This window comes from Streptomyces hebeiensis, assembly GCF_052983195.1.
In genome coordinates, this window is the sequence record NZ_JBRKBE010000002.1 from 105802 (window position 1) to 121447 (window position 15646).

The 15646-nt window shown below is 69.3% G+C and carries 26 protein-coding genes and 1 pseudogene; 3 read left to right on the forward strand and 24 right to left on the reverse strand.

Features of this window, described 5'->3' with window-relative positions; genetic code table 11:
- The first annotated feature begins 139 nt into the window (after positions 1-139).
- Entirely contained in the window at positions 140-952 is an 813-nt protein-coding gene (locus tag ACU6P3_RS33045) for an MmyB family transcriptional regulator (RefSeq protein WP_447198226.1), read from the forward strand.
- A 122-nt stretch (positions 953-1074) separates the two neighbouring features.
- Here ACU6P3_RS33045 and ACU6P3_RS33050 read toward each other — a convergent pair whose 3' ends face one another.
- Positions 1075-1413 carry a hypothetical protein gene (locus ACU6P3_RS33050; RefSeq protein WP_447198227.1) on the reverse strand — a complete coding sequence of 113 codons (339 nt, stop codon included), beginning with the start codon at positions 1411-1413 and terminating at the stop codon, positions 1075-1077.
- A gap of 212 nt (positions 1414-1625) precedes the next feature.
- On the opposite strand from ACU6P3_RS33050, the gene ACU6P3_RS33055 reads away from it, so the two are divergent.
- The gene (locus ACU6P3_RS33055; protein ID WP_447198228.1) at positions 1626-2669 is read left to right on the forward strand and encodes a type III polyketide synthase; all 1044 of its coding nucleotides are present in this window, start codon (positions 1626-1628) and stop codon (positions 2667-2669) included.
- A gap of 249 nt (positions 2670-2918) precedes the next feature.
- Positions 2919-3164: a hypothetical protein gene (locus tag ACU6P3_RS33060; protein ID WP_447198229.1), complete on the forward strand. Its 246-nt coding sequence runs from the start codon at positions 2919-2921 to the stop codon at positions 3162-3164.
- A gap of 77 nt (positions 3165-3241) precedes the next feature.
- Here the strand turns inward: ACU6P3_RS33060 and ACU6P3_RS33065 are convergent, their stop codons facing one another.
- The 23 genes and pseudogenes from ACU6P3_RS33065 to ACU6P3_RS33175 all read right to left on the reverse strand — a co-directional run bounded on the left by ACU6P3_RS33065 (position 3242) and on the right by ACU6P3_RS33175 (position 15208).
- Entirely contained in the window at positions 3242-3898 is a 657-nt protein-coding gene (locus tag ACU6P3_RS33065) for a nuclease-related domain-containing protein (protein WP_447198230.1), read from the reverse strand.
- Positions 3895-4329, reverse strand: a complete 435-nt coding sequence (locus ACU6P3_RS33070) for a hypothetical protein (protein WP_447198231.1) — start codon at positions 4327-4329, stop codon at positions 3895-3897. Before ACU6P3_RS33070 ends, ACU6P3_RS33065 begins: the two co-directional genes overlap by 4 nt.
- Positions 4326-4712, reverse strand: coding sequence for a hypothetical protein (locus ACU6P3_RS33075; protein ID WP_447198232.1), 387 nt, complete (start codon positions 4710-4712; stop codon positions 4326-4328). Before ACU6P3_RS33075 ends, ACU6P3_RS33070 begins: the two co-directional genes overlap by 4 nt.
- Before the next feature lie 31 nt (positions 4713-4743).
- The gene (locus tag ACU6P3_RS33080) at positions 4744-5106 is read right to left on the reverse strand and encodes a response regulator transcription factor (protein ID WP_447198233.1); all 363 of its coding nucleotides are present in this window, start codon (positions 5104-5106) and stop codon (positions 4744-4746) included.
- A 53-nt stretch (positions 5107-5159) separates the two neighbouring features.
- Entirely contained in the window at positions 5160-5816 is a 657-nt protein-coding gene (locus tag ACU6P3_RS33085; protein ID WP_447198234.1) for a hypothetical protein, read from the reverse strand.
- Between the two features lie 148 nt (positions 5817-5964).
- Positions 5965-6162, reverse strand: coding sequence for a hypothetical protein (locus tag ACU6P3_RS33090; RefSeq protein WP_447198235.1), 198 nt, complete (start codon positions 6160-6162; stop codon positions 5965-5967).
- 27 nt (positions 6163-6189) lie between these two features.
- Positions 6190-6363 carry a hypothetical protein gene (locus tag ACU6P3_RS33095; RefSeq protein ID WP_447198236.1) on the reverse strand — a complete coding sequence of 58 codons (174 nt, stop codon included), beginning with the start codon at positions 6361-6363 and terminating at the stop codon, positions 6190-6192.
- Between the two features lie 151 nt (positions 6364-6514).
- Positions 6515-7021 carry a single-stranded DNA-binding protein gene (locus ACU6P3_RS33100; RefSeq protein WP_447198237.1) on the reverse strand — a complete coding sequence of 169 codons (507 nt, stop codon included), beginning with the start codon at positions 7019-7021 and terminating at the stop codon, positions 6515-6517.
- Positions 7021-7623, reverse strand: coding sequence for a hypothetical protein (locus ACU6P3_RS33105; RefSeq protein WP_447198238.1), 603 nt, complete (start codon positions 7621-7623; stop codon positions 7021-7023). Before ACU6P3_RS33105 ends, ACU6P3_RS33100 begins: the two co-directional genes overlap by 1 nt.
- Before the next feature lie 521 nt (positions 7624-8144).
- Positions 8145-8393: pseudogene (locus ACU6P3_RS33110) on the reverse strand (WhiB family transcriptional regulator); the annotation flags it as partial.
- A 44-nt stretch (positions 8394-8437) separates the two neighbouring features.
- Entirely contained in the window at positions 8438-8953 is a 516-nt protein-coding gene (locus tag ACU6P3_RS33115; protein ID WP_447198239.1) for a RusA family crossover junction endodeoxyribonuclease, read from the reverse strand.
- On the reverse strand, positions 8950-9174 hold the full coding sequence (locus ACU6P3_RS33120; RefSeq protein ID WP_447198240.1) for a coiled-coil domain-containing protein: 225 nt from the start codon (positions 9172-9174) through the stop codon (positions 8950-8952). The genes ACU6P3_RS33115 and ACU6P3_RS33120 overlap by 4 nt, the downstream gene beginning before the upstream one ends.
- 214 nt (positions 9175-9388) lie before the next feature.
- Entirely contained in the window at positions 9389-10393 is a 1005-nt protein-coding gene (locus tag ACU6P3_RS33125; RefSeq protein WP_447198241.1) for a DUF5131 family protein, read from the reverse strand.
- On the reverse strand, positions 10386-11006 hold the full coding sequence (locus ACU6P3_RS33130; protein ID WP_447198242.1) for a 3'-5' exonuclease: 621 nt from the start codon (positions 11004-11006) through the stop codon (positions 10386-10388). The genes ACU6P3_RS33125 and ACU6P3_RS33130 overlap by 8 nt, the downstream gene beginning before the upstream one ends.
- Positions 11003-11500 carry a hypothetical protein gene (locus ACU6P3_RS33135; RefSeq protein ID WP_447198243.1) on the reverse strand — a complete coding sequence of 166 codons (498 nt, stop codon included), beginning with the start codon at positions 11498-11500 and terminating at the stop codon, positions 11003-11005. Before ACU6P3_RS33135 ends, ACU6P3_RS33130 begins: the two co-directional genes overlap by 4 nt.
- A 124-nt stretch (positions 11501-11624) precedes the next feature.
- Positions 11625-11852 carry a hypothetical protein gene (locus ACU6P3_RS33140; RefSeq protein WP_447198244.1) on the reverse strand — a complete coding sequence of 76 codons (228 nt, stop codon included), beginning with the start codon at positions 11850-11852 and terminating at the stop codon, positions 11625-11627.
- Between the two features lie 142 nt (positions 11853-11994).
- Positions 11995-12234 carry a hypothetical protein gene (locus ACU6P3_RS33145; protein WP_447198245.1) on the reverse strand — a complete coding sequence of 80 codons (240 nt, stop codon included), beginning with the start codon at positions 12232-12234 and terminating at the stop codon, positions 11995-11997.
- Between the two features lie 54 nt (positions 12235-12288).
- Positions 12289-12624 carry a hypothetical protein gene (locus ACU6P3_RS33150; RefSeq protein ID WP_447198246.1) on the reverse strand — a complete coding sequence of 112 codons (336 nt, stop codon included), beginning with the start codon at positions 12622-12624 and terminating at the stop codon, positions 12289-12291.
- Positions 12625-12686: 62 nt separating this feature from the next.
- Positions 12687-13121 (reverse strand): DUF6197 family protein, encoded by a 435-nt coding sequence (locus ACU6P3_RS33155; RefSeq protein ID WP_447198247.1) that lies wholly within the window; start codon positions 13119-13121, stop codon positions 12687-12689.
- 110 nt (positions 13122-13231) lie between these two features.
- Positions 13232-13567 (reverse strand): hypothetical protein, encoded by a 336-nt coding sequence (locus ACU6P3_RS33160; protein WP_447198248.1) that lies wholly within the window; start codon positions 13565-13567, stop codon positions 13232-13234.
- Between the two features lie 183 nt (positions 13568-13750).
- The gene (locus ACU6P3_RS33165) at positions 13751-14098 is read right to left on the reverse strand and encodes a hypothetical protein (RefSeq protein WP_447198249.1); all 348 of its coding nucleotides are present in this window, start codon (positions 14096-14098) and stop codon (positions 13751-13753) included.
- Positions 14099-14107: 9 nt separating this feature from the next.
- Positions 14108-14644, reverse strand: a complete 537-nt coding sequence (locus ACU6P3_RS33170; RefSeq protein ID WP_447198250.1) for a hypothetical protein — start codon at positions 14642-14644, stop codon at positions 14108-14110.
- 222 nt (positions 14645-14866) lie between these two features.
- On the reverse strand, positions 14867-15208 hold the full coding sequence (locus tag ACU6P3_RS33175) for a hypothetical protein (RefSeq protein ID WP_447198327.1): 342 nt from the start codon (positions 15206-15208) through the stop codon (positions 14867-14869).
- Positions 15209-15646 lie beyond the last annotated feature (438 nt).

A 15646-nucleotide genomic window follows, 5' to 3' on the forward strand; every position in this document is an offset into this window, starting at 1 on the left:
ACTTGGCAGGTCAGCGGCCCAGCACGATCATCCTGGCCCAACCCGCCCCACATATCTCCGAACCATTTTTCCACCCAAAACCCGCATGAATATTTACACTCCACAAGCCGATAGATTCACCCTGCACGGGAGAGGGAACGTGAAGCCGGACTCGCTGCGCCAACTCCTCAACACATGCCGCGCCGCCATCGAACCCGAAACACACGGCCTGACCCGCCCCACCGGCCAAGGCCGCCGCGCCGCCGGCCTCTCCCAACACCAAGTCGACCAACTCACCGACCGCGCCATCAACACCTACCAGCGCCTCGAATCCGGGAACTACCCCAACCCGCCCCTCGACTACCTCCGCGACATCGCCCACCTGTTCGGCATGAACGAACACCAGTGGATCGCCCTCCACCGCTACGCCCGCGGCGAAGACCCGCCCGGCCCCCTCCGCGCCGACTCCGGCTACCACGTCGCCGGATCCTGGCGACACGCCGTCGACTCCATCAGCGAAATGGCCTACCTCACCGACGCCTCGTGGAACATGCTCACTGCGAACACCCGCTGCGCCGGCCTGTTCCCCGAAGGCCGCGTCCCCGACAACACGATGCGGTGGATGCTCCTCAACCCCGACGCCCGGCACGTCCTGACCGACTGGGAAACGGCGTGGGCCCCGCTCGTCCTCCCCCAGCTCCGGGCCGCGCTCGCCACCCGCCAGGACGACACCCTCCGAGCCATCGAACACGACGTCCGCGCCGACCCCGTCACCCGCCGGCTGTACGACGAACAAGGCGTCTACGTCCACCCCGACGGCGACCAGAGGCCCCTCCACCACTCCCTGCTCGGCCCCGGCTGGGTCACCATGTGCTCCGCCCAACCCGACGGATCCCCATACGCCCGCCTGATGATCCTCCTGTTCCAGCCCGGGCCCCGCCAGCCGCGCCCACACGCCCCGCTCCGCGCCTGACCGTGCGGCCTTGGATGAACGGTTGGCCCCGGGGGCGCAGAGGACCGTTTCCGCGCCCCCGGAGGGCCATCACCGTTCCGCTCGATGGCGCCGCCGCTTCACGGCCCTGTACACCAGGGGTTCTACCGCTCGCGCAGCTCGTACGGGCTGATCTCCTCGTATCGGTCGTCGGACTCATCCCGGCCGAAGCTTTCTTCCCAGCGCTCCGGCCAGTTCGCCGGGCCGCCAACACGGAACCGATCGTCTGCCCATCGAGGTTCCCCCACGCAGAAGGCGTGCACCTGGGGCTGGTCATCGCCGCTCCGGCGGACGAACTCCTCGTCGTAGATGAGGAAGTGGCCCATGTCGTCGCGGTCCTCACGAACCTCTTCCGGCAGCGTAACCACACGAGTCACCTTGTCGTGGTCAACATCGACCTCGACCATCACCGGCACCACGTACCGAACCCACCGCTTCGCCACCGCTCCGCCCCTTCTGCCAGGTCTCTCAGCTGCAAGGTATCGAGCGGAGCCCCATCAGAGAGAGCAGACCCCAAAGCGTCACTCTCCGCTACTTGTCACTTCACCGCAGCTTCGGGAGTGCAGGGCCCTCACCGGAGGCAGCATTTCCTCCGCCCCGGCATACCGTTTGGGTTACCCCCCGCCCGCAGACCCACCCCTGCCGGAGGACACCCATGCCCGCCTACGTGACCGCCCCGCACATCACCCTCCCCCCGCACAAAATCACCACCGCCGAGATCCTCGACGACATCCGCACCCGGCACGCCGACCACCCGCGCCTGCCCGTCATCCTCCGCGCCATCGGCAACTGCGGCGTCACCACCCGGCACTTCACCCGCCCGCTCGACGCGCCCACCGTCTCCGGGACCGCCGACGTCCACGAACGAACCGCCGCCGCGTTCAACGACTGCCTCACCATGGCCACGGCCGCCGCCCGCCGGGCGCTCGAGAACGCGGGCCTCACCGCGTCGGATGTCACCGCGGTCGTCACCTCCCACGCGACCGGCTGGTCCGTCCCCAACCTCGACGTGCACCTCATCGACCAGCTCGGGCTACCGGCGACGACCCGACGCCTCCCCATGACGACCCTCGCCTGCGCCGGCGGCGCACACGCCCTCATACGGGCCACCGAACACGTCGCCGCCCACCCCGGCGCCCGGGTCCTCGTCGTAGCCACCGAGGCCCTCTCCACCTCGTACAACCACGCCGACACCGGCATTCCGTCGATGATCTATAAGGCGCTGTTCGCCGACAGCGCCGCCGCAACCATCGTCACCGCCGAACCCCTCGGCCCCGGCCTCCGGATCGACGACACCCTCGAGTACTGGCTCCCCGAAAGTCTCGACCGCTACCAGGGCCGCCTCGACACCGCGGGCCTGCACTTCGACTCCACCCGCCGGGCCCCGGCCGCCGCCGGCGAGTCCATGCTTGCCCTCCTCGACTGGCTCGCCCCCCACCCGCCGGTCGACTGGGCCGTCATCCACCCCGGCGGCCCGTCCATCATCCGCGACGTCGCCAACGCCCTCAGCCTCACCGACCACGATGTACGGCACGCGCACGACTCCCTCGCCGAGTGCGGCAACCTCGGCGGCGCCGCCGTCCTCGACGTCCTCGCCCGCACCCACACCACACCCCCCGCCCCCGGCAGCACCGGCGTGATGGCCGCGTTCGGCCCCGGCTTCACCATGAGCGCCATCCGCAGCACCTGGCATGCGTGACAGGGGCTTCCTGCTGACGGATAGGCCATGTAAGGATCCGCCTATGACTCAGGCCACGCTCTCGCTCAGTGCCCGCTTCGCGTCATCCGCCCGGAGGGATCTCGGCTGGGGGTAGCCGAACAGCAGGCTGGCCCGCGCCAGAAGAGTCTGGGCGGGCCGAGCAAGGGAATCCGAGTCAGATGCGGATGGTGAGCGTGGGGAAGCCGTCGGGGATCTCGACGCCGACATAGGGCGGTGGAGCCACGACACGTGGAAGCCGAGGACAAGCAGACTGACAGCGGGCAGGTCGACGAATTCACCGCCGCCCGCATCCGGAAAGCGAAACAGCAACTCCTCGATCATCCCGCTGGGGAGCCGCTCCGGGCGTCGGAGATCGCACCGTTCCTCCGAGACCCCAGCGACATGAAGGGCGCGGAGGCGGTCGCGGAGTCGCTGAACCGGTGCCTGGACCAGCTCGAATCCGACCTCAACGGCGGTGGCCCGCGCGGGGCATGACCGACAACACGAGAAACGGCCCGCCCCCGATGTGGGAGCGGGCCGTATGCCTCCAAGGGCTCTCGTACTGTACGCGTCTACCCGGCCTCGGCGTAAGGCCGCAGGACCGCATCGACACGCCGGGCCAGGGCCGCCGCACGGCGCGCGTCCCGCGTTCTCGGGGCGGCCTCCAGGACCGGCAGCAGCCAGCCCGTGCCCAGCACGTGCACCGGCCCCGGCCACCCCGGCATGCGGGCCTCGAGCCGCCCGCCGGCAACCGTCGAGCCGTGCACGACGAGGAGCGGCCACACCGTCACCCCCGGCATGCCGAGCGCCGCCTGGACCGCTTGCGCGTACCCGGCGACTTTCTCGACCTGGTCGTGCCGGTCCTCGAGCCCGCAGTGCACCCGGCCCCGTACGAGGGTTGTGGGCCGGCCGCGGTGCCAGGCTTTCGTGTCAAGCACCACGACGGCGGTCCCGCAAGGGGATGCGAGGGCGTGGTCAATGTTGAAGCGGCGGCCCTGTAATCGGAGGTCGTGCCGTACGGTCCAGCCCTGCGCCTCGAGCTGGCGGAGCATCCGGGCGGTGGCCGTTTCGCCGGCCGCGCCGTGCACCCACCGTGCTGCTTCGGTATCAGCGCGCCGTACAGCGTGTCCGCGGAGCCCGAGCCACGCCAGGACCCGCCGCCACAGCCCACGCCGGGCCCGGGCCCGGATCGCGGCCGCGCGGGCCACCGCCGAGTCTCCTGCGCTCATCCTCGGGCCGCGTTCAGTCGGTCCAGAATCCACTGGGCATCGGACTCAGCGACGTGCGCGCCGCCCGCGCGGGCAATGTGAATTGTCGTGGGCTGCCCGTCTCCGTCACGGTCGGACGCAAGGTATGCGCCCCAGGGCTGCCCGTGGTCGGGCGGGGTGTGGCCGTCGGGGCAGTGCGGGCAGTTCATGTCAGCGTTGCCCCAGCCGACGGGCTCAGGGTCGTCCCAGACGATGACCGTGTGGCCGCCGTGTCCGTGAATGACCTCAGCGTCCTCAATGCGGTCCCAGTTGACGGTGGAGGCGCGGTCACCACGCCAGCGGAGCGAGGCGGTTCCGTCGGGCCAGAGAACGCCGTCGGCGACACGGCCGACGCCGGAGGCCCCGGTGACGTCGTGGTTGCGCTGGAGGTGGAAGCGGCGGGGCATGGTCATGACGGGTTTCCTAGCTGGCCGGTGAAGGCGTCGGTGTCGAGTAGGTGTTGGAGGCGGTCGGTGAACCGTTCGCCGAACTCGGGGCCGATACGGTGCGCGAGGGCGAGGAGTTCCGTGACGAGGGCCGCGGCGCCATCCTCGTTCATCAGGTAGAGGTTCCGGGCGCGTTCGGTGGTCTTGTTGATGCGGCCTTCGAGGAGCATGGCGAGGACGGTCTGCCCGCCGCGCGTCTCGACGAGGGTCACCGTGGTGTGGTCCAGGAGGACGGCGGTCCGATCGTCGAGGATCACGCCGTGCCGGTCGTGCGGGCCGCCGGGGCCGACGATGTCGCCGCCGGTCTTGCGGGGGTCGCCGCTGATACGGCGACTGTTCCTCTTACTCATTGACAGATCTCCTTGTGACGGTGGGTTACGTTCAGGCGGGTTGTACTGGCGGGTGCGGGTCTTCGGCCCGCATTCCGGCCATAGTTTGATCAAGCGGCCGTGACCGAGCGTCGCCATACCCTCGGTTTGCTCCCTCCGGCACGGCCACCTCGTCCGAGCCCAGAAGGCCGATCCGCAGGGCGACAGCGACCGCGTGCGTCCGGTCGCGCACCCGAAGCTTCCGTATCGCAGACCGCATCCTCGAGTTGACGGCCTCCGTACTGACGCCCAGGTGTCGGCCGATCTGCTGGTTGGAGTTGCCGTTCGCAGCCAGGCGCAGCACCTCGAGCTCGCGGGCGGTGATGTACGTACGGGGAACGGAAGGACGGCGCGCATGGTGCCGGGCCGGGTGCATGGACGAGGCGGGCCCGCCACCGGAAGGTGGCGGGCCCGCAGGAACGGCCGTGGTCACGACGTGCCGCCCGACTCGGTGTCGAGTTCGGCTTCGGGATCGCGCTTGGGGTCAGCGGGCACGGTGTCCCTGCCCCAGTTCGGGGCCCAGCCCGACTCGACAGCGTCCGTCAGCGTCCGCAGCAGGCCCTTGTAGGCGGTCAGCTTCTGCATGCACGCTTCCCGGTCCTGGCGCTCCCGTTCCGCGGTCTCCGGCTGCTCGGTCTTCCAGCGGGCGATGCTGCGTTCGGCGACATAGATGAGGCGGGTGTACGTGTCGATCCGCTCGCCGACTTGGCCCAACAGTGCACCGGGCGTCGCCCACTCATCCAGTACCAGAGAGGCACCCAACTCGGCGACCTCGCATGCGTGGCCGCCCGGGGCGAGAACGGTGACATGCGGTTCAACTGAGATAGCACGGTTGGCGACGAGCGAGTCCAAGGTGACGTGGTGCGTCCAGGACACGCCGATTCGCGCTCGGCCGTGCTGGTCCAGGATCCGGCCCGGAACGCCCCGCTCCTCGCCCATATCGGTGGTCCATCCGGGCGGCAGTTCGGCGTTCAGCAGGTCGGGGCGGTCGGGCCGTAACTCGCCGATGCTTGCTCCAATCTGTGTCAGGCAGGTGATGTGCTCGGCGGGGAAGCCAATGCGGGTCCTGGCCTTGGTGTTCGTCATGGCTGGTGCCTCCTGGTTGGTTACCGTGAAGGGGCCCGCCGCCCCGCGCCCGTCAGTGGTCACGGGCGTCGGGGCGGCGGTCATCGGCCAGCCGGTGGCCGGCCGGGTGTGCCACGCCGCTTGAGGCGGTCGCAGCGGCTTGGGGGGGCTACTGGTCGTGCGGGCCGCGTAGGGATGACTCACGTACGCGGCCCAGCCGGACGCCCCATACCGGGTCGCGCAGCTCGTAGTAGGGCTGTGTTCCGGTGGAGGTGTCGACGGCGATGATGTCGAACAGCCAGCTTTGGAAACGCGCGATGCTGCCCTTGTACTGGACCATTTCGTTGCGCTGGAATCGGGGCTTCATGCTGACTCCTGAAGAGAGGTGGGACTGTCAGGCGACGCGGTAGTTGCGCGGGTCGTATCCGAAGTCGGCCCACTGGGCGGCGTGCTGGGGTGCGATCTCGGTCAGGAGGTGCTCACGGACCTTGTCGGCGGTGTCGTCGGTGACGGTTTGTGTGGTGTCCGGGACGGTGTAGCCGTTGGGGTCGATGAGGCGAAGTTCCATGGGGTGTTCCCCTTTCGGGGTCTCCGGCCCGTTGTGCGGGTCGTTGTCGGCTGTGCCAGCCTAACCCATAATGTATTGCACGCGCAATACATTTACACCTTGGGGTGCCACCCAAAACCAAAGAGCCCGGCCCCGAAGGACCGCACCCTCTCTACCAACCCACGCCCATCAGAACGGCGGGAGGCTCCTCCCCGCTCCCCCAACCACCACCCCCGGCCGACTGCTGCCACGGATCCTCCACAGACGCCCGCCCCTGCGCCCGCCGCGCCTCCTCAACCACAGGCGGCACCTTCCCAGCCACCCGCGACACCACCGCCGTCGCACGCAACAACGACGGCCCCACCTCCTCCACCTCCAACTCGACCACCGTCCGCTTCACACCCGCACGATCCTCGAACGACCGCTGCCGCAGCCGGCCCTGCACGATGACCCGCATGCCCTTGGCCAACGACTCGGCAACATGCTCCGCAGCCTGACGCCACACCGAGCACGACAGGAACAGACCCTCCCCGTCCTTCCACTCCCGGGACTGCTTGTCGAACACCCGCGGGGTCGACGCCACCGTGAACTTCGCGACCGCCATACCAGCCGGCGTGTATCGAAGCTCCGGGTCCGCAGTCAGATTCCCCACCACGGTGATCACGGTCTCGCCTGCCATCAGGCTGCACTCCTCACATCGTCACGACCCATGCTCTTCTCGCGCGCCGGCGCCACATACACGCGGCGCCACGGCACCGGCCCACCTTCCTGGCGCGCACGAGCCTTGATCCGCTCCCACGCCCTCACCGCTGAATCCCCCGACATGTCCAGCCGGGCCCCGATCTCCTCCGCAGACAATGCCGTCCACTCCATCAAATGCCGGAGAGCCTCCCTGCGGCCTTCCTTGTCGAGGACCACCGACTCGCCCAGCAGGAACCGATCCACCACGTTCGCGCCCTCCGTGTACTCGGGCGGGACCGCGTCCGTCTGCGGCACCGCATCCGGGTCGTCGATCGTGTCGTCATCCCACGCCAGAGGCGGAACCCACCCCTTCCGCTCAGCCCACCGGCGGGTCTTCCATGAGCCGCCGACCGTCATTCCCAACCGGTCGTACGCGCGCCGAATCGACACGTCCCGCTCCACAGCCAGCGACAACCAATTCCCGGCAGCCAAGTCACTGACGAAATCCCTGGACAGGCCGCACGCGCTTGCGATCTCGTACTGGAAGTGCCCCAGCGCATACAAGGCACGGATCCGGCGCACCGCGCCGACCGACGACACGCACCCACGCGTGACCGGCTGCGACCCGCGAACCCCCAAAATGCTCTCCGCGGTCCCCCGCAGCGACGTCTTCCGAAGCCCCGACGCCAGGCCCGCAACCGTAGTCTCACTGACCCCCGCAGCGGCAGCGATCTGCCCATTACTCAACCCGGCGCTCTGAAGCGCAAGAACATGCTCCCGAACCGGTTCGGCAGGAACCGACCGCGGACGGCCCGCCATCCGGTCAAGGCGCCTCTCCGTATCCGCCCGGGTAGCGGCCTTCGTACACGGGACACAGCGGCACCCGTACGCGTACCGGTTCGAGGTGCCGACGTGGCCGGCCTCGAGACTCCTCATGCCGCCACCCCCATGCCCAGACGGGCCTCTTCCTGCCTCTTCTCCAGCACCGCGGCCACGTTGTTCACCGTCTGCACGTTCGTCGCCAGCTTCCGCGCGATCCGTCCCGGCGGCAGGCCGGCCGCCAGCGCCGCCTCGAACTCCGCGAGCTGCGTCGTCAGGATCCGCCCCACGGCACTCATCACCCGCGATTCCCGACGGTGCGCGCGACGCCGCTCCCACTCCGCCATACCGCCCCACACCCCCGAGTCCTGCCGCGTCTCCATCGCCCACGCCAAGCACTCCGCCATCACCGGGCAGCGCCGGCACACGGCCTTCGCCTCCTCGGCCTGGGCCTTCGCCCGGTCGGACATGCCGACAGGGAAGAACAGCTCGGGGTCTGCATCCCGGCAGATACCGCTGGTGCGCCAGTCTTCGGCGGCCGTCCCGGTCAGGGCGGGCGCGGCGGCACGTCTCGTGGGACGGCCCGTTCGGGTGGTCATGAGGGGTCTCCGTTCAGGGTGTAGAGGCGGATGAGCGCGCCGGGTCGGTCGAGGGCGTCGGGGTGCTCGCCGGGGTAGACCTTGCGGTTGTGGTTCTCGATGACGGCCCCGTCGTCCTTCCACGCCCGGGCTTTGGTGATCGCGTCGTATGTCGAGCGCTCGAGCTTGTCGATGTCGGGGGTGACGGCGGGGTAGGAGCGGCGCCGCTTCGGAGCCTTGATGGGCTTGGGCATGGTGAAGGTGATGTCGGCGCGTACGGGTCCAGCGAGGTACCGGGCGTCTCCGGCAAGGAGGGCGGCTTCGATGGCGGCTTGGACCTTGTCGCGCCAGGGCTTGACCTTGGTGGAGGACTCCCTCATGAGGGGGATGGTTCGGCCGGTCTTTCTGCTGCGTCCGTATCCGACGGCGGTCTTGCTTCCTTGGGGTCCTGCGATGCCGTAGACGTCGATGTTGATGCAGGGGGTGGGGTCCCATACGTATGGGCTGGTGAATTCGAGTGGGGTGGTGGTCACAGGCGGGCTTCCAGTTCGGCGAGGCGGGCTTCGAGAGCGGCGATGCGGGCGTTGGCGGAGTCTTCGGCGGGGAGTTCGCGGTTGGCGGAGCAGGTGCACCGGGTGAGGAGTCGGGCGGTGGCGTCTGTGCCTTGGTTGGAGGCGGTGCCCATGCAGCCGGGCATGACGTCGTCGTCGAGGTCGGGGCATCGGTGGCAGTGGGGTGGGCTCCGGTGGCTCATGCGGCGTACTCCTGTATGTGGATGGGGCCGTGGGGTCCGGCGCGGAGGTGGGTGGCGTGCCCGGGCGGGTGGCCGAGGTGGACGGTGTGGCAGTACCGGCAGCGGTAGGCGTGGAGGCGGGGGCCGCCTTCGCCTCGTATTTGTCGGGCTCGGCGGCGGGCTGCCCGGCGGCTGGGGAATCGGGTTTTGCCGTGGCAGCCCGCCAGGTAGCCGTTCATGGGGTGTTCGGGAACTCGTCCCAGGTGCGGCCGTCGAGTTCGCGGCCGGCCTTGCCCTTGCCGACGCGGCGCATCTCCCAGCGGTGGCCGAGGTCGTCGATGGGGTCGCCGACGTGTACGTGGCCCTTCTTGTGGGCGCCGATCGCCATGTAGCTGGTCGGGGCGTACTCTCCCCACTGCTTGAAGAGGTAGGGGACGCCTGCGTTCTGGCACTGGTCGCGGAGGGAGCGGGCCCAGTCGGGGCTCATCGGGCGGGCGCCGTGGCCGGACTCGCCTCCGACAACGACCCAGTTGAGTCGGGGCCCGGTGACGAGCGGGTGCATCTGGAGATCGGTGGCCGTCGTCCTGGGCTCGCCGAGGCCGGGGCGGCCGGTGAGCCAGTAGGTGAGCTTGGGGCGTCCGCGTCCGGGGATGATCGGGCCGTTGAGGTCGATGGGGCCGAGGAGGGGTTCGGCGCTGATCCAGCGGACGGCAGCGGCAGTGTCGAGGAGGGCGGGGATGCGGATGTCTGCCCAGTGCTGATTCTCGACGCTCACCCCGAGGTGCACGTTGGGGAGAGGCCAGAAGGCGTCGTACAGGGCCTGCGCGGTTTCCTCGTCGGATGCGGCTTCGAGGAGGTTCTGCCCGCCGTCGATGTGGCTTCCGAGCAGCGACCGCATTCGCCCGTGCCGCTTCGTCAGGATCTGATACGTGTGCTGCGGCGTGCGAGCCATGGTCGCGAAGACGCGGGCGATGTACTCGTCGGGGATGTCCTTGTGGAACAGGTCGGACATACTGTTTACGAAGACGCGCTTGGGCTTGTGCCATTTGAAGGGAAGGTCGAGTCGCTCGGGGCGGAGGGTGATGTCGAAGCCGTTCTCGAAGTGGTGCCCCTTGGTGCCGCGCCAGCGCTCGGCGAACGTCTCTGCGTAACACTTCTCGCAGCCGGGCGAGACCTTGTCGCATCCGGTGACGACGTTCCAGGTCGCATCCGTCCACTCGATGGTGCTGGTGTCAGCCATTGCGGTTCTCCTTTGTGATGGCGTCGTAGACGTCGCGGGCCCAGCGGGCGTCGCCGAGGGCGGTGTGGGCGGTGTCGGGGCCGGGGGGTTCGACGCCGACGGCCCGGGAGAGGCGGCGTGAGGAGTACGGCAGTGCCACAGTCGAGTCGGACCCCGGGTACTGGGTGGTGTCGGTCGCGCCGTGGATGTAGCCGGCGGCCAGAGTGGCGATGTCGACTGGCCGGTAGTGCCACTGTGCGGAGCCGGGGCCGAGGAGCTTGCGGAGGAAGCGGTCGTCGAAGCCGGGGTTGGAGCCGACGAGGACGGCACCGGAGAGGACGTTGCGGATGGCATCCGTGACGGCGAGACGGGTCATGGGCAGGACGGGCCCGTCCTCGTAGCCGGTCCACGCGGCTTCGGCGTTCGGCGGGACCGCGAACCTCTCCAGGTAGCGGCCAACCTCCAGCGCTTCCTTGTCGGCGGTGGCGAGGTTGGAGCGGATCTGCCACAGGTACTCGGTGTCGGCAGGCTCGTTGTCGTCGAAGCTGCGGAGGATGACGGCGACTTCCCAAGCGTCTCCGAGGTCGACGCTCAGGTGGGTGGTCTCGGTGTCGACGAAGGCGAGATTGATCACGGGTGGGGGTGCTCCTTGGGCTGGTCGTTGCTGAGGTCGGTGGAATCGAGGGGTTGGGTGTCTTCGGCGAGGCGTACTGCGGTGGCGAGGGGGTGGATGCGGTGCCGGCCGTGGCGGGCGGTGCACGTGGCGACGAGGTTCTGGATGCCGTGGAGGTCGTGGCCGGTGGTGATGGGGTTGTCGTGGTGGGCTCCGGCGGGGCAGGGGGTGAGGGCCCGGAACGGGGTGGGGCCGGTGGGGGTGTGGATGAGGTGGGTGCCGTCGTGGAGGTGCGCGCGGAGGGTTCCGTCGGGTTGGGGGGTCCAGGCGGTGACGGGTATGTGGGGGAGGTCGGCGAGCCGGGCCGTGTAGGCGGCGGTCATCTGTTGGACGGTGATGAAGTCGGGGGTGACGGGTCGTACGGGCAGGGCGGGGGTCGGCGTGGGGCGGGTCGTGGTGGCGGCGGGCTTGGGGCGGCGGGTGCGGGTGGTCTTGCCGGTCCGGGTCTTGCTCACGGCTGTTCTCCGTCCTGCGGCGGGTCCTTCGGGGTGGTGTTGCGGGTGCCGAGGCCGTGCTGGGAGGCGTAGATCATGGCGGCGGCTACGACTCCGAGCACGGCGGCGATTCCTTCGGGCCAGGTCACGGGGCGCTGATCGGCTCGGGCTCGGGCTGGTCCTCGCGGAGGCCGGTGAAGTGGTAGCGGCGGATCGTCGCGGAGGCGGCGTCGGCGGTCTCGCGAAGAACCTGGGTGCGGTGAGCCGCGTCGTGCTCGGCAAGGTACGACCGGGCGTCCTCCGGGTACATGGCCGCGGCTTCGATCAGTGCCCCCACGATGTACTGGCGACGTACCTCGTTACGGGAGTTCATCGAGCACCGCTCGTGGGCTTGGGGGCGGTTTTCGGTGTCGGCTGAAACCGCTTGGCGCGGGCATGCTCGTTTCGCAGGTCAATCTCGCGCGCCTTCTCTTCTGGCGTCAGTACGGGGGGCTTCGGCCTCGGCTTCATGTTCTTCATCGGGTCTGCCCCTGCTTCGGGTTGTGTGCGCCGTTGACGGCGGTGGTGTGGAGGTAGCCGTCCCAGTAGCCGGCGGCGTAGAGCGGGTCGTGGTCGTCGGCCATTTCGGCGCGGGCCCGGGCGCGGCGTTCGGTGAGGCCGGTGATGGCGGCGAGTTCGCCGTCGGTGTAGCCGGCCTCCCAGCGGTCGTCGGCGTTGTCGCCGGTTCCGGCGGGGGCGATGGTCATGGTGGTCATGGCGTGGTCCGTTCCGGGGCGGGGCCCGGGGCAGCACGCCCCGGGCCGGGGTGGTCAGGCGGAGTCGGTAACGCCGCGGTCGGGCGCGGGCCGATTGGTGGAGCAGGGGGCGCAGGCCGGGACGCCGCAGTCGCGGCCGTTGGCATGCTCGGTGTGGACGGTCCACGCGTAGCCGTGGTGGAGGACGACGGCGTAGGTGACCGGGTCGTGCTCGCTGGTTGAGTTGAAGTGGAGCTGGGCGAAGGTGGCGTTCAGTTCGTTCGCCCGGTTCAGGGCGCCGCCGAGGGTCTCCATGTCGTAGATCTCGTCCATGCCGGAGACCCAGACGGACCATTCCTGGTCCTTGTATCCGAGGCGGGTGGGCTGGTTTCCGAAGAGGTTGGTGGGCATCAGGTGGCGCTCCGTTCGGTGGTCATGGCGTGGGGTCTCCGGTTGCGGTGGAGGAGCGGGGTTCAGGCGGCGGCGCGGTGCGTGGGGATGTCGGTGAGGGTGTCGGCGGTCTGGGCGGCGCGGTGGAGTGCGCCGATGGCCTCGGACACGGTCGGGGCGGGCCAGCCGCGGTCGGGGTTGGGGGCGTATGAGGCCCACCAGGCGAGGTGTTCGATGTGGTTGTCGAGTCCGGTCTCGTCGTCGGTGGGCGGTTCGGTGGGGAGGACGGCGGACAGCATGCGGATGGCGTCCATGGCGGGCTCGTTGGTGGTGATGAGGAGCAGGGCCTGGTCGTCGTCGGTGAGGAAGGCGTTGGGGGTTTTGCCGGTGACGGCGCGGAAGATCGCGGCGTTGAGGTCGAGCTGGCCGGTGTTGGAGGCGAAGTGGTCGCCGGTGTGGAGGCCGTGGTAGTTGAGGAGTTGGGCGGCGGTGCGGAGGATCGTGCCGGTGCTGGACATGGGTGTCTCCCGGGTACGGCGGCGTGCTGCGAGGTGGGGGTGTCACCCGGCCCGGGGAGCTACTGCGCACTGTGGGTGTGGTGCTCGACCCGGGTCGGGGGCTGAGAGGGCTATTCGGCGTGCCCAGTGGGGTGGTCGTCGGTGCACTGGGGGCACTGGAGGCGGCCGAGGTTGTAGCCCTGGGGGTCTTCGACGGTGTGGAGGCCGGGGGCGTCGGCGTCGAAGATGAGTCCGCAGTCGCAGGGGCAGGCGCACTTGAGGATTTCGTTGTAGCGGACGCCGGTGATGCCGGTGATGGCGATGAGCGCGGTCATGAGGGCTTCGTATTCGGCGGCGTTGGCGGTGTGGTCGGCCTGTTCCATGAGCCGGTCGAAGGCGCTCTGGGTGTTGGCGGGGAGGGTGTTGTAGTCGACCGTGGTGGTCCGGGCAGGGCTGATCACGCTCATGGCGGAGCTCCTGGGTGGGGTTACTCGACCAGCCCCTGTTTGTGGGGGTCTGGCCTTGTCGGCTCTGCCAGCATAAGCCTAAATGTATTGCACGCGCAATACATTTGATGGTGTGAGTGTGAGGAAGCCCCCGCCCCGGGGGTAGTGGGCGAGGGCTTCCTCGGTCTCAACGCAGCGCGGGGCTCAGCCGCTGCGCGCGATCATGTCGCGGTGGATCTGCTGCATCTCCGTCCAGGACACCGCCGTCTTCCCTCCGATCCGGTCCGTCATCAGACGGTTCTTCCGTATCCACCGGCGCAGCGTGGACTCCCCCTTGGGGTGTCCCGTCTCCGCGAAGAGGGCTACACACTCCTCGACGGTGACCATGTCGACGTACGGGCTGAGACTGTAGACGGCCACGGGGCTGTCTCCCATCGACTCGACGGCCACAGTTCGCAGCTGACGGCGGCCGATTCGGCGGGCGGGGCCTTCCTGCCAGGGGGCCCGGGGCTTCATGGTGCTGGTGGTGCGGTTGTGATGCTTGGTAGACACCCCAACCTGTCAGACGGTTGCCCTCTCCGCCGCGTTTTTCTGCCGGGTGATGTGCTCGTGCGCAAGTCGGCTGAGCCCCCAGGTGCTCGTCATGCCGTCCGCGTCGAGGCAGTCGAGGTTGGAACAGGCGGCGCGGCGGGCCGTGGCACGCCAGAAAAGGCCCCAGCATCCGCAGGCGGGGCACGGGTGGCGGCGGATCACCTTGTAGTCGCCCATGGCGATGGCGTGCTCGAGCGCCTGCCGGTAGATGACGGTTTCGCGGGCCTGCCGTTTCTCGGCGTCGAGGTGGCGGGTGTTGTTCCGCCACCAGGCGTAGATGCCGTCGGGGAGGGTGGGGGCCGGCTCGGCGTCGGGGGCGTCACGCTCGGCGTGCTCGAGGACTTCGGCTCGGCAGGCGGCCATGTGGTTGATGATGCCGAGGTTGAGAGGGGCCCGGCCTTCGGGCGAGGACACTCCGCGGCCGGCGGGCCCGGTGCGGACGGGTTCGATGTAGTGCTCGGCGAGGGTGCGCAGTCTGCTGGCGGCGGTGTCGTCTCCCGTATCCATGGTGTCCCCGTCCCCTAGGCGGCCCCCCTTGGGGGCGCAGCGGTACGGACCGGGTTGGTTCGGGGCGTGCGCCGGGGAGCCGGAAGCGTTTCCGGTGGATTCCGGACGCCCCACTATGGCACGCGCATGGCCGAAGTTGAACAGACTGTCGCTATTGATCAGCAGGTAGCTACCGCACCCTGTCGGTTCGTCACGCCTGAACCCGTTTTGGGGTGGTCGGATTCAGACACGGCCGGGCGCGTCACGCATGCCGTGAATCATCCCGGCCAGCGCCCGGTGCTGGACGGCCTCGATGACACCTTCGACTTGGGCGCCCTCGAGCATGAGGAGCACGGCATCGAGGGTGGCCGTGTACACGGTGCTGGTGGCCGTGTCGGCCAGGGTGAACCCGCGGCTGATGAGGATGGCTTCGATCGTCTCGGCGAGCTGCTGCTCCGGACTCGGCCCGTCACCCAGGCCGTCGGGGCCGGCCGGGGTTCCGGCGTCGCCTCGGGCGTCGGCGGACGCCGGCCGGGGCGCGCGGGCGGTGCGCCGGTCGTCGAGACGGATGACGTCACCGGGCATGCTGCCGGGCTTGTCGGGTGTCCGCTCTCCGGCAGAGGGAAGGGTGCAAGCACAGTCGCCCTGGTCCTGCCCGGGCCCGGGTCTCTGTTCCTGGGGCTGCCGCCGGACCAGACCCAGGGGTGTCACTGTGGCAGCAATCCGGCCCGGCGGGTAAGGGTGTCCTGAGTATTGATACGACTCTGCCGGTTGGTCCAGGCCACGCCCTGCCACGGCCGGCCGGGTATGAGGAAGCCCCCGCGGGCCTTCGGGGCGGAGTTTTGCCGACAACACCCGTCGGGCCCTGCGGGGGCTCGAGACCTCACGAGCGCGTGCCCGTCAGATGACGGCGATTGTAGTCCGCCGGACAGCCACGCAGGTAGCCACCCCGCAGATCCTGCTCCTTCTCAGCTACGCCTGCCTGTCGTTAAGGATCTTCGCGAGAGCCGCGAAGTTCTCTGG

What these genes read in the sequence shown, in the direction of transcription:
- ACU6P3_RS33055 (WP_447198228.1), top strand. Translation starts at nt 1,626, where the DNA reads ATGCCCGCCTACGTGACCGCCCCGCACATCACCCTCCCCCCGCACAAA.
- ACU6P3_RS33065 (WP_447198230.1), bottom strand. Translation starts at nt 3,898, where the DNA reads ATGAGCGCAGGAGACTCGGCGGTGGCCCGCGCGGCCGCGATCCGGGCC.
- ACU6P3_RS33070 (WP_447198231.1), bottom strand. Translation starts at nt 4,329, where the DNA reads ATGACCATGCCCCGCCGCTTCCACCTCCAGCGCAACCACGACGTCACC.
- ACU6P3_RS33075 (WP_447198232.1), bottom strand. Translation starts at nt 4,712, where the DNA reads ATGAGTAAGAGGAACAGTCGCCGTATCAGCGGCGACCCCCGCAAGACC.
- ACU6P3_RS33080 (WP_447198233.1), bottom strand. Translation starts at nt 5,106, where the DNA reads ATGCACCCGGCCCGGCACCATGCGCGCCGTCCTTCCGTTCCCCGTACG.
- ACU6P3_RS33085 (WP_447198234.1), bottom strand. Translation starts at nt 5,816, where the DNA reads ATGACGAACACCAAGGCCAGGACCCGCATTGGCTTCCCCGCCGAGCAC.
- ACU6P3_RS33090 (WP_447198235.1), bottom strand. Translation starts at nt 6,162, where the DNA reads ATGAAGCCCCGATTCCAGCGCAACGAAATGGTCCAGTACAAGGGCAGC.
- ACU6P3_RS33095 (WP_447198236.1), bottom strand. Translation starts at nt 6,363, where the DNA reads ATGGAACTTCGCCTCATCGACCCCAACGGCTACACCGTCCCGGACACC.
- ACU6P3_RS33100 (WP_447198237.1), bottom strand. Translation starts at nt 7,021, where the DNA reads ATGGCAGGCGAGACCGTGATCACCGTGGTGGGGAATCTGACTGCGGAC.
- ACU6P3_RS33120 (WP_447198240.1), bottom strand. Translation starts at nt 9,174, where the DNA reads ATGAGCCACCGGAGCCCACCCCACTGCCACCGATGCCCCGACCTCGAC.
- ACU6P3_RS33125 (WP_447198241.1), bottom strand. Translation starts at nt 10,393, where the DNA reads ATGGCTGACACCAGCACCATCGAGTGGACGGATGCGACCTGGAACGTC.
- ACU6P3_RS33140 (WP_447198244.1), bottom strand. Translation starts at nt 11,852, where the DNA reads ATGAACTCCCGTAACGAGGTACGTCGCCAGTACATCGTGGGGGCACTG.
- ACU6P3_RS33145 (WP_447198245.1), bottom strand. Translation starts at nt 12,234, where the DNA reads ATGACCACCATGACCATCGCCCCCGCCGGAACCGGCGACAACGCCGAC.
- ACU6P3_RS33150 (WP_447198246.1), bottom strand. Translation starts at nt 12,624, where the DNA reads ATGCCCACCAACCTCTTCGGAAACCAGCCCACCCGCCTCGGATACAAG.
- ACU6P3_RS33155 (WP_447198247.1), bottom strand. Translation starts at nt 13,121, where the DNA reads ATGTCCAGCACCGGCACGATCCTCCGCACCGCCGCCCAACTCCTCAAC.
- ACU6P3_RS33160 (WP_447198248.1), bottom strand. Translation starts at nt 13,567, where the DNA reads ATGAGCGTGATCAGCCCTGCCCGGACCACCACGGTCGACTACAACACC.
- ACU6P3_RS33170 (WP_447198250.1), bottom strand. Translation starts at nt 14,644, where the DNA reads ATGGATACGGGAGACGACACCGCCGCCAGCAGACTGCGCACCCTCGCC.
- ACU6P3_RS33175 (WP_447198327.1), bottom strand. Translation starts at nt 15,208, where the DNA reads ATGCCCGGTGACGTCATCCGTCTCGACGACCGGCGCACCGCCCGCGCG.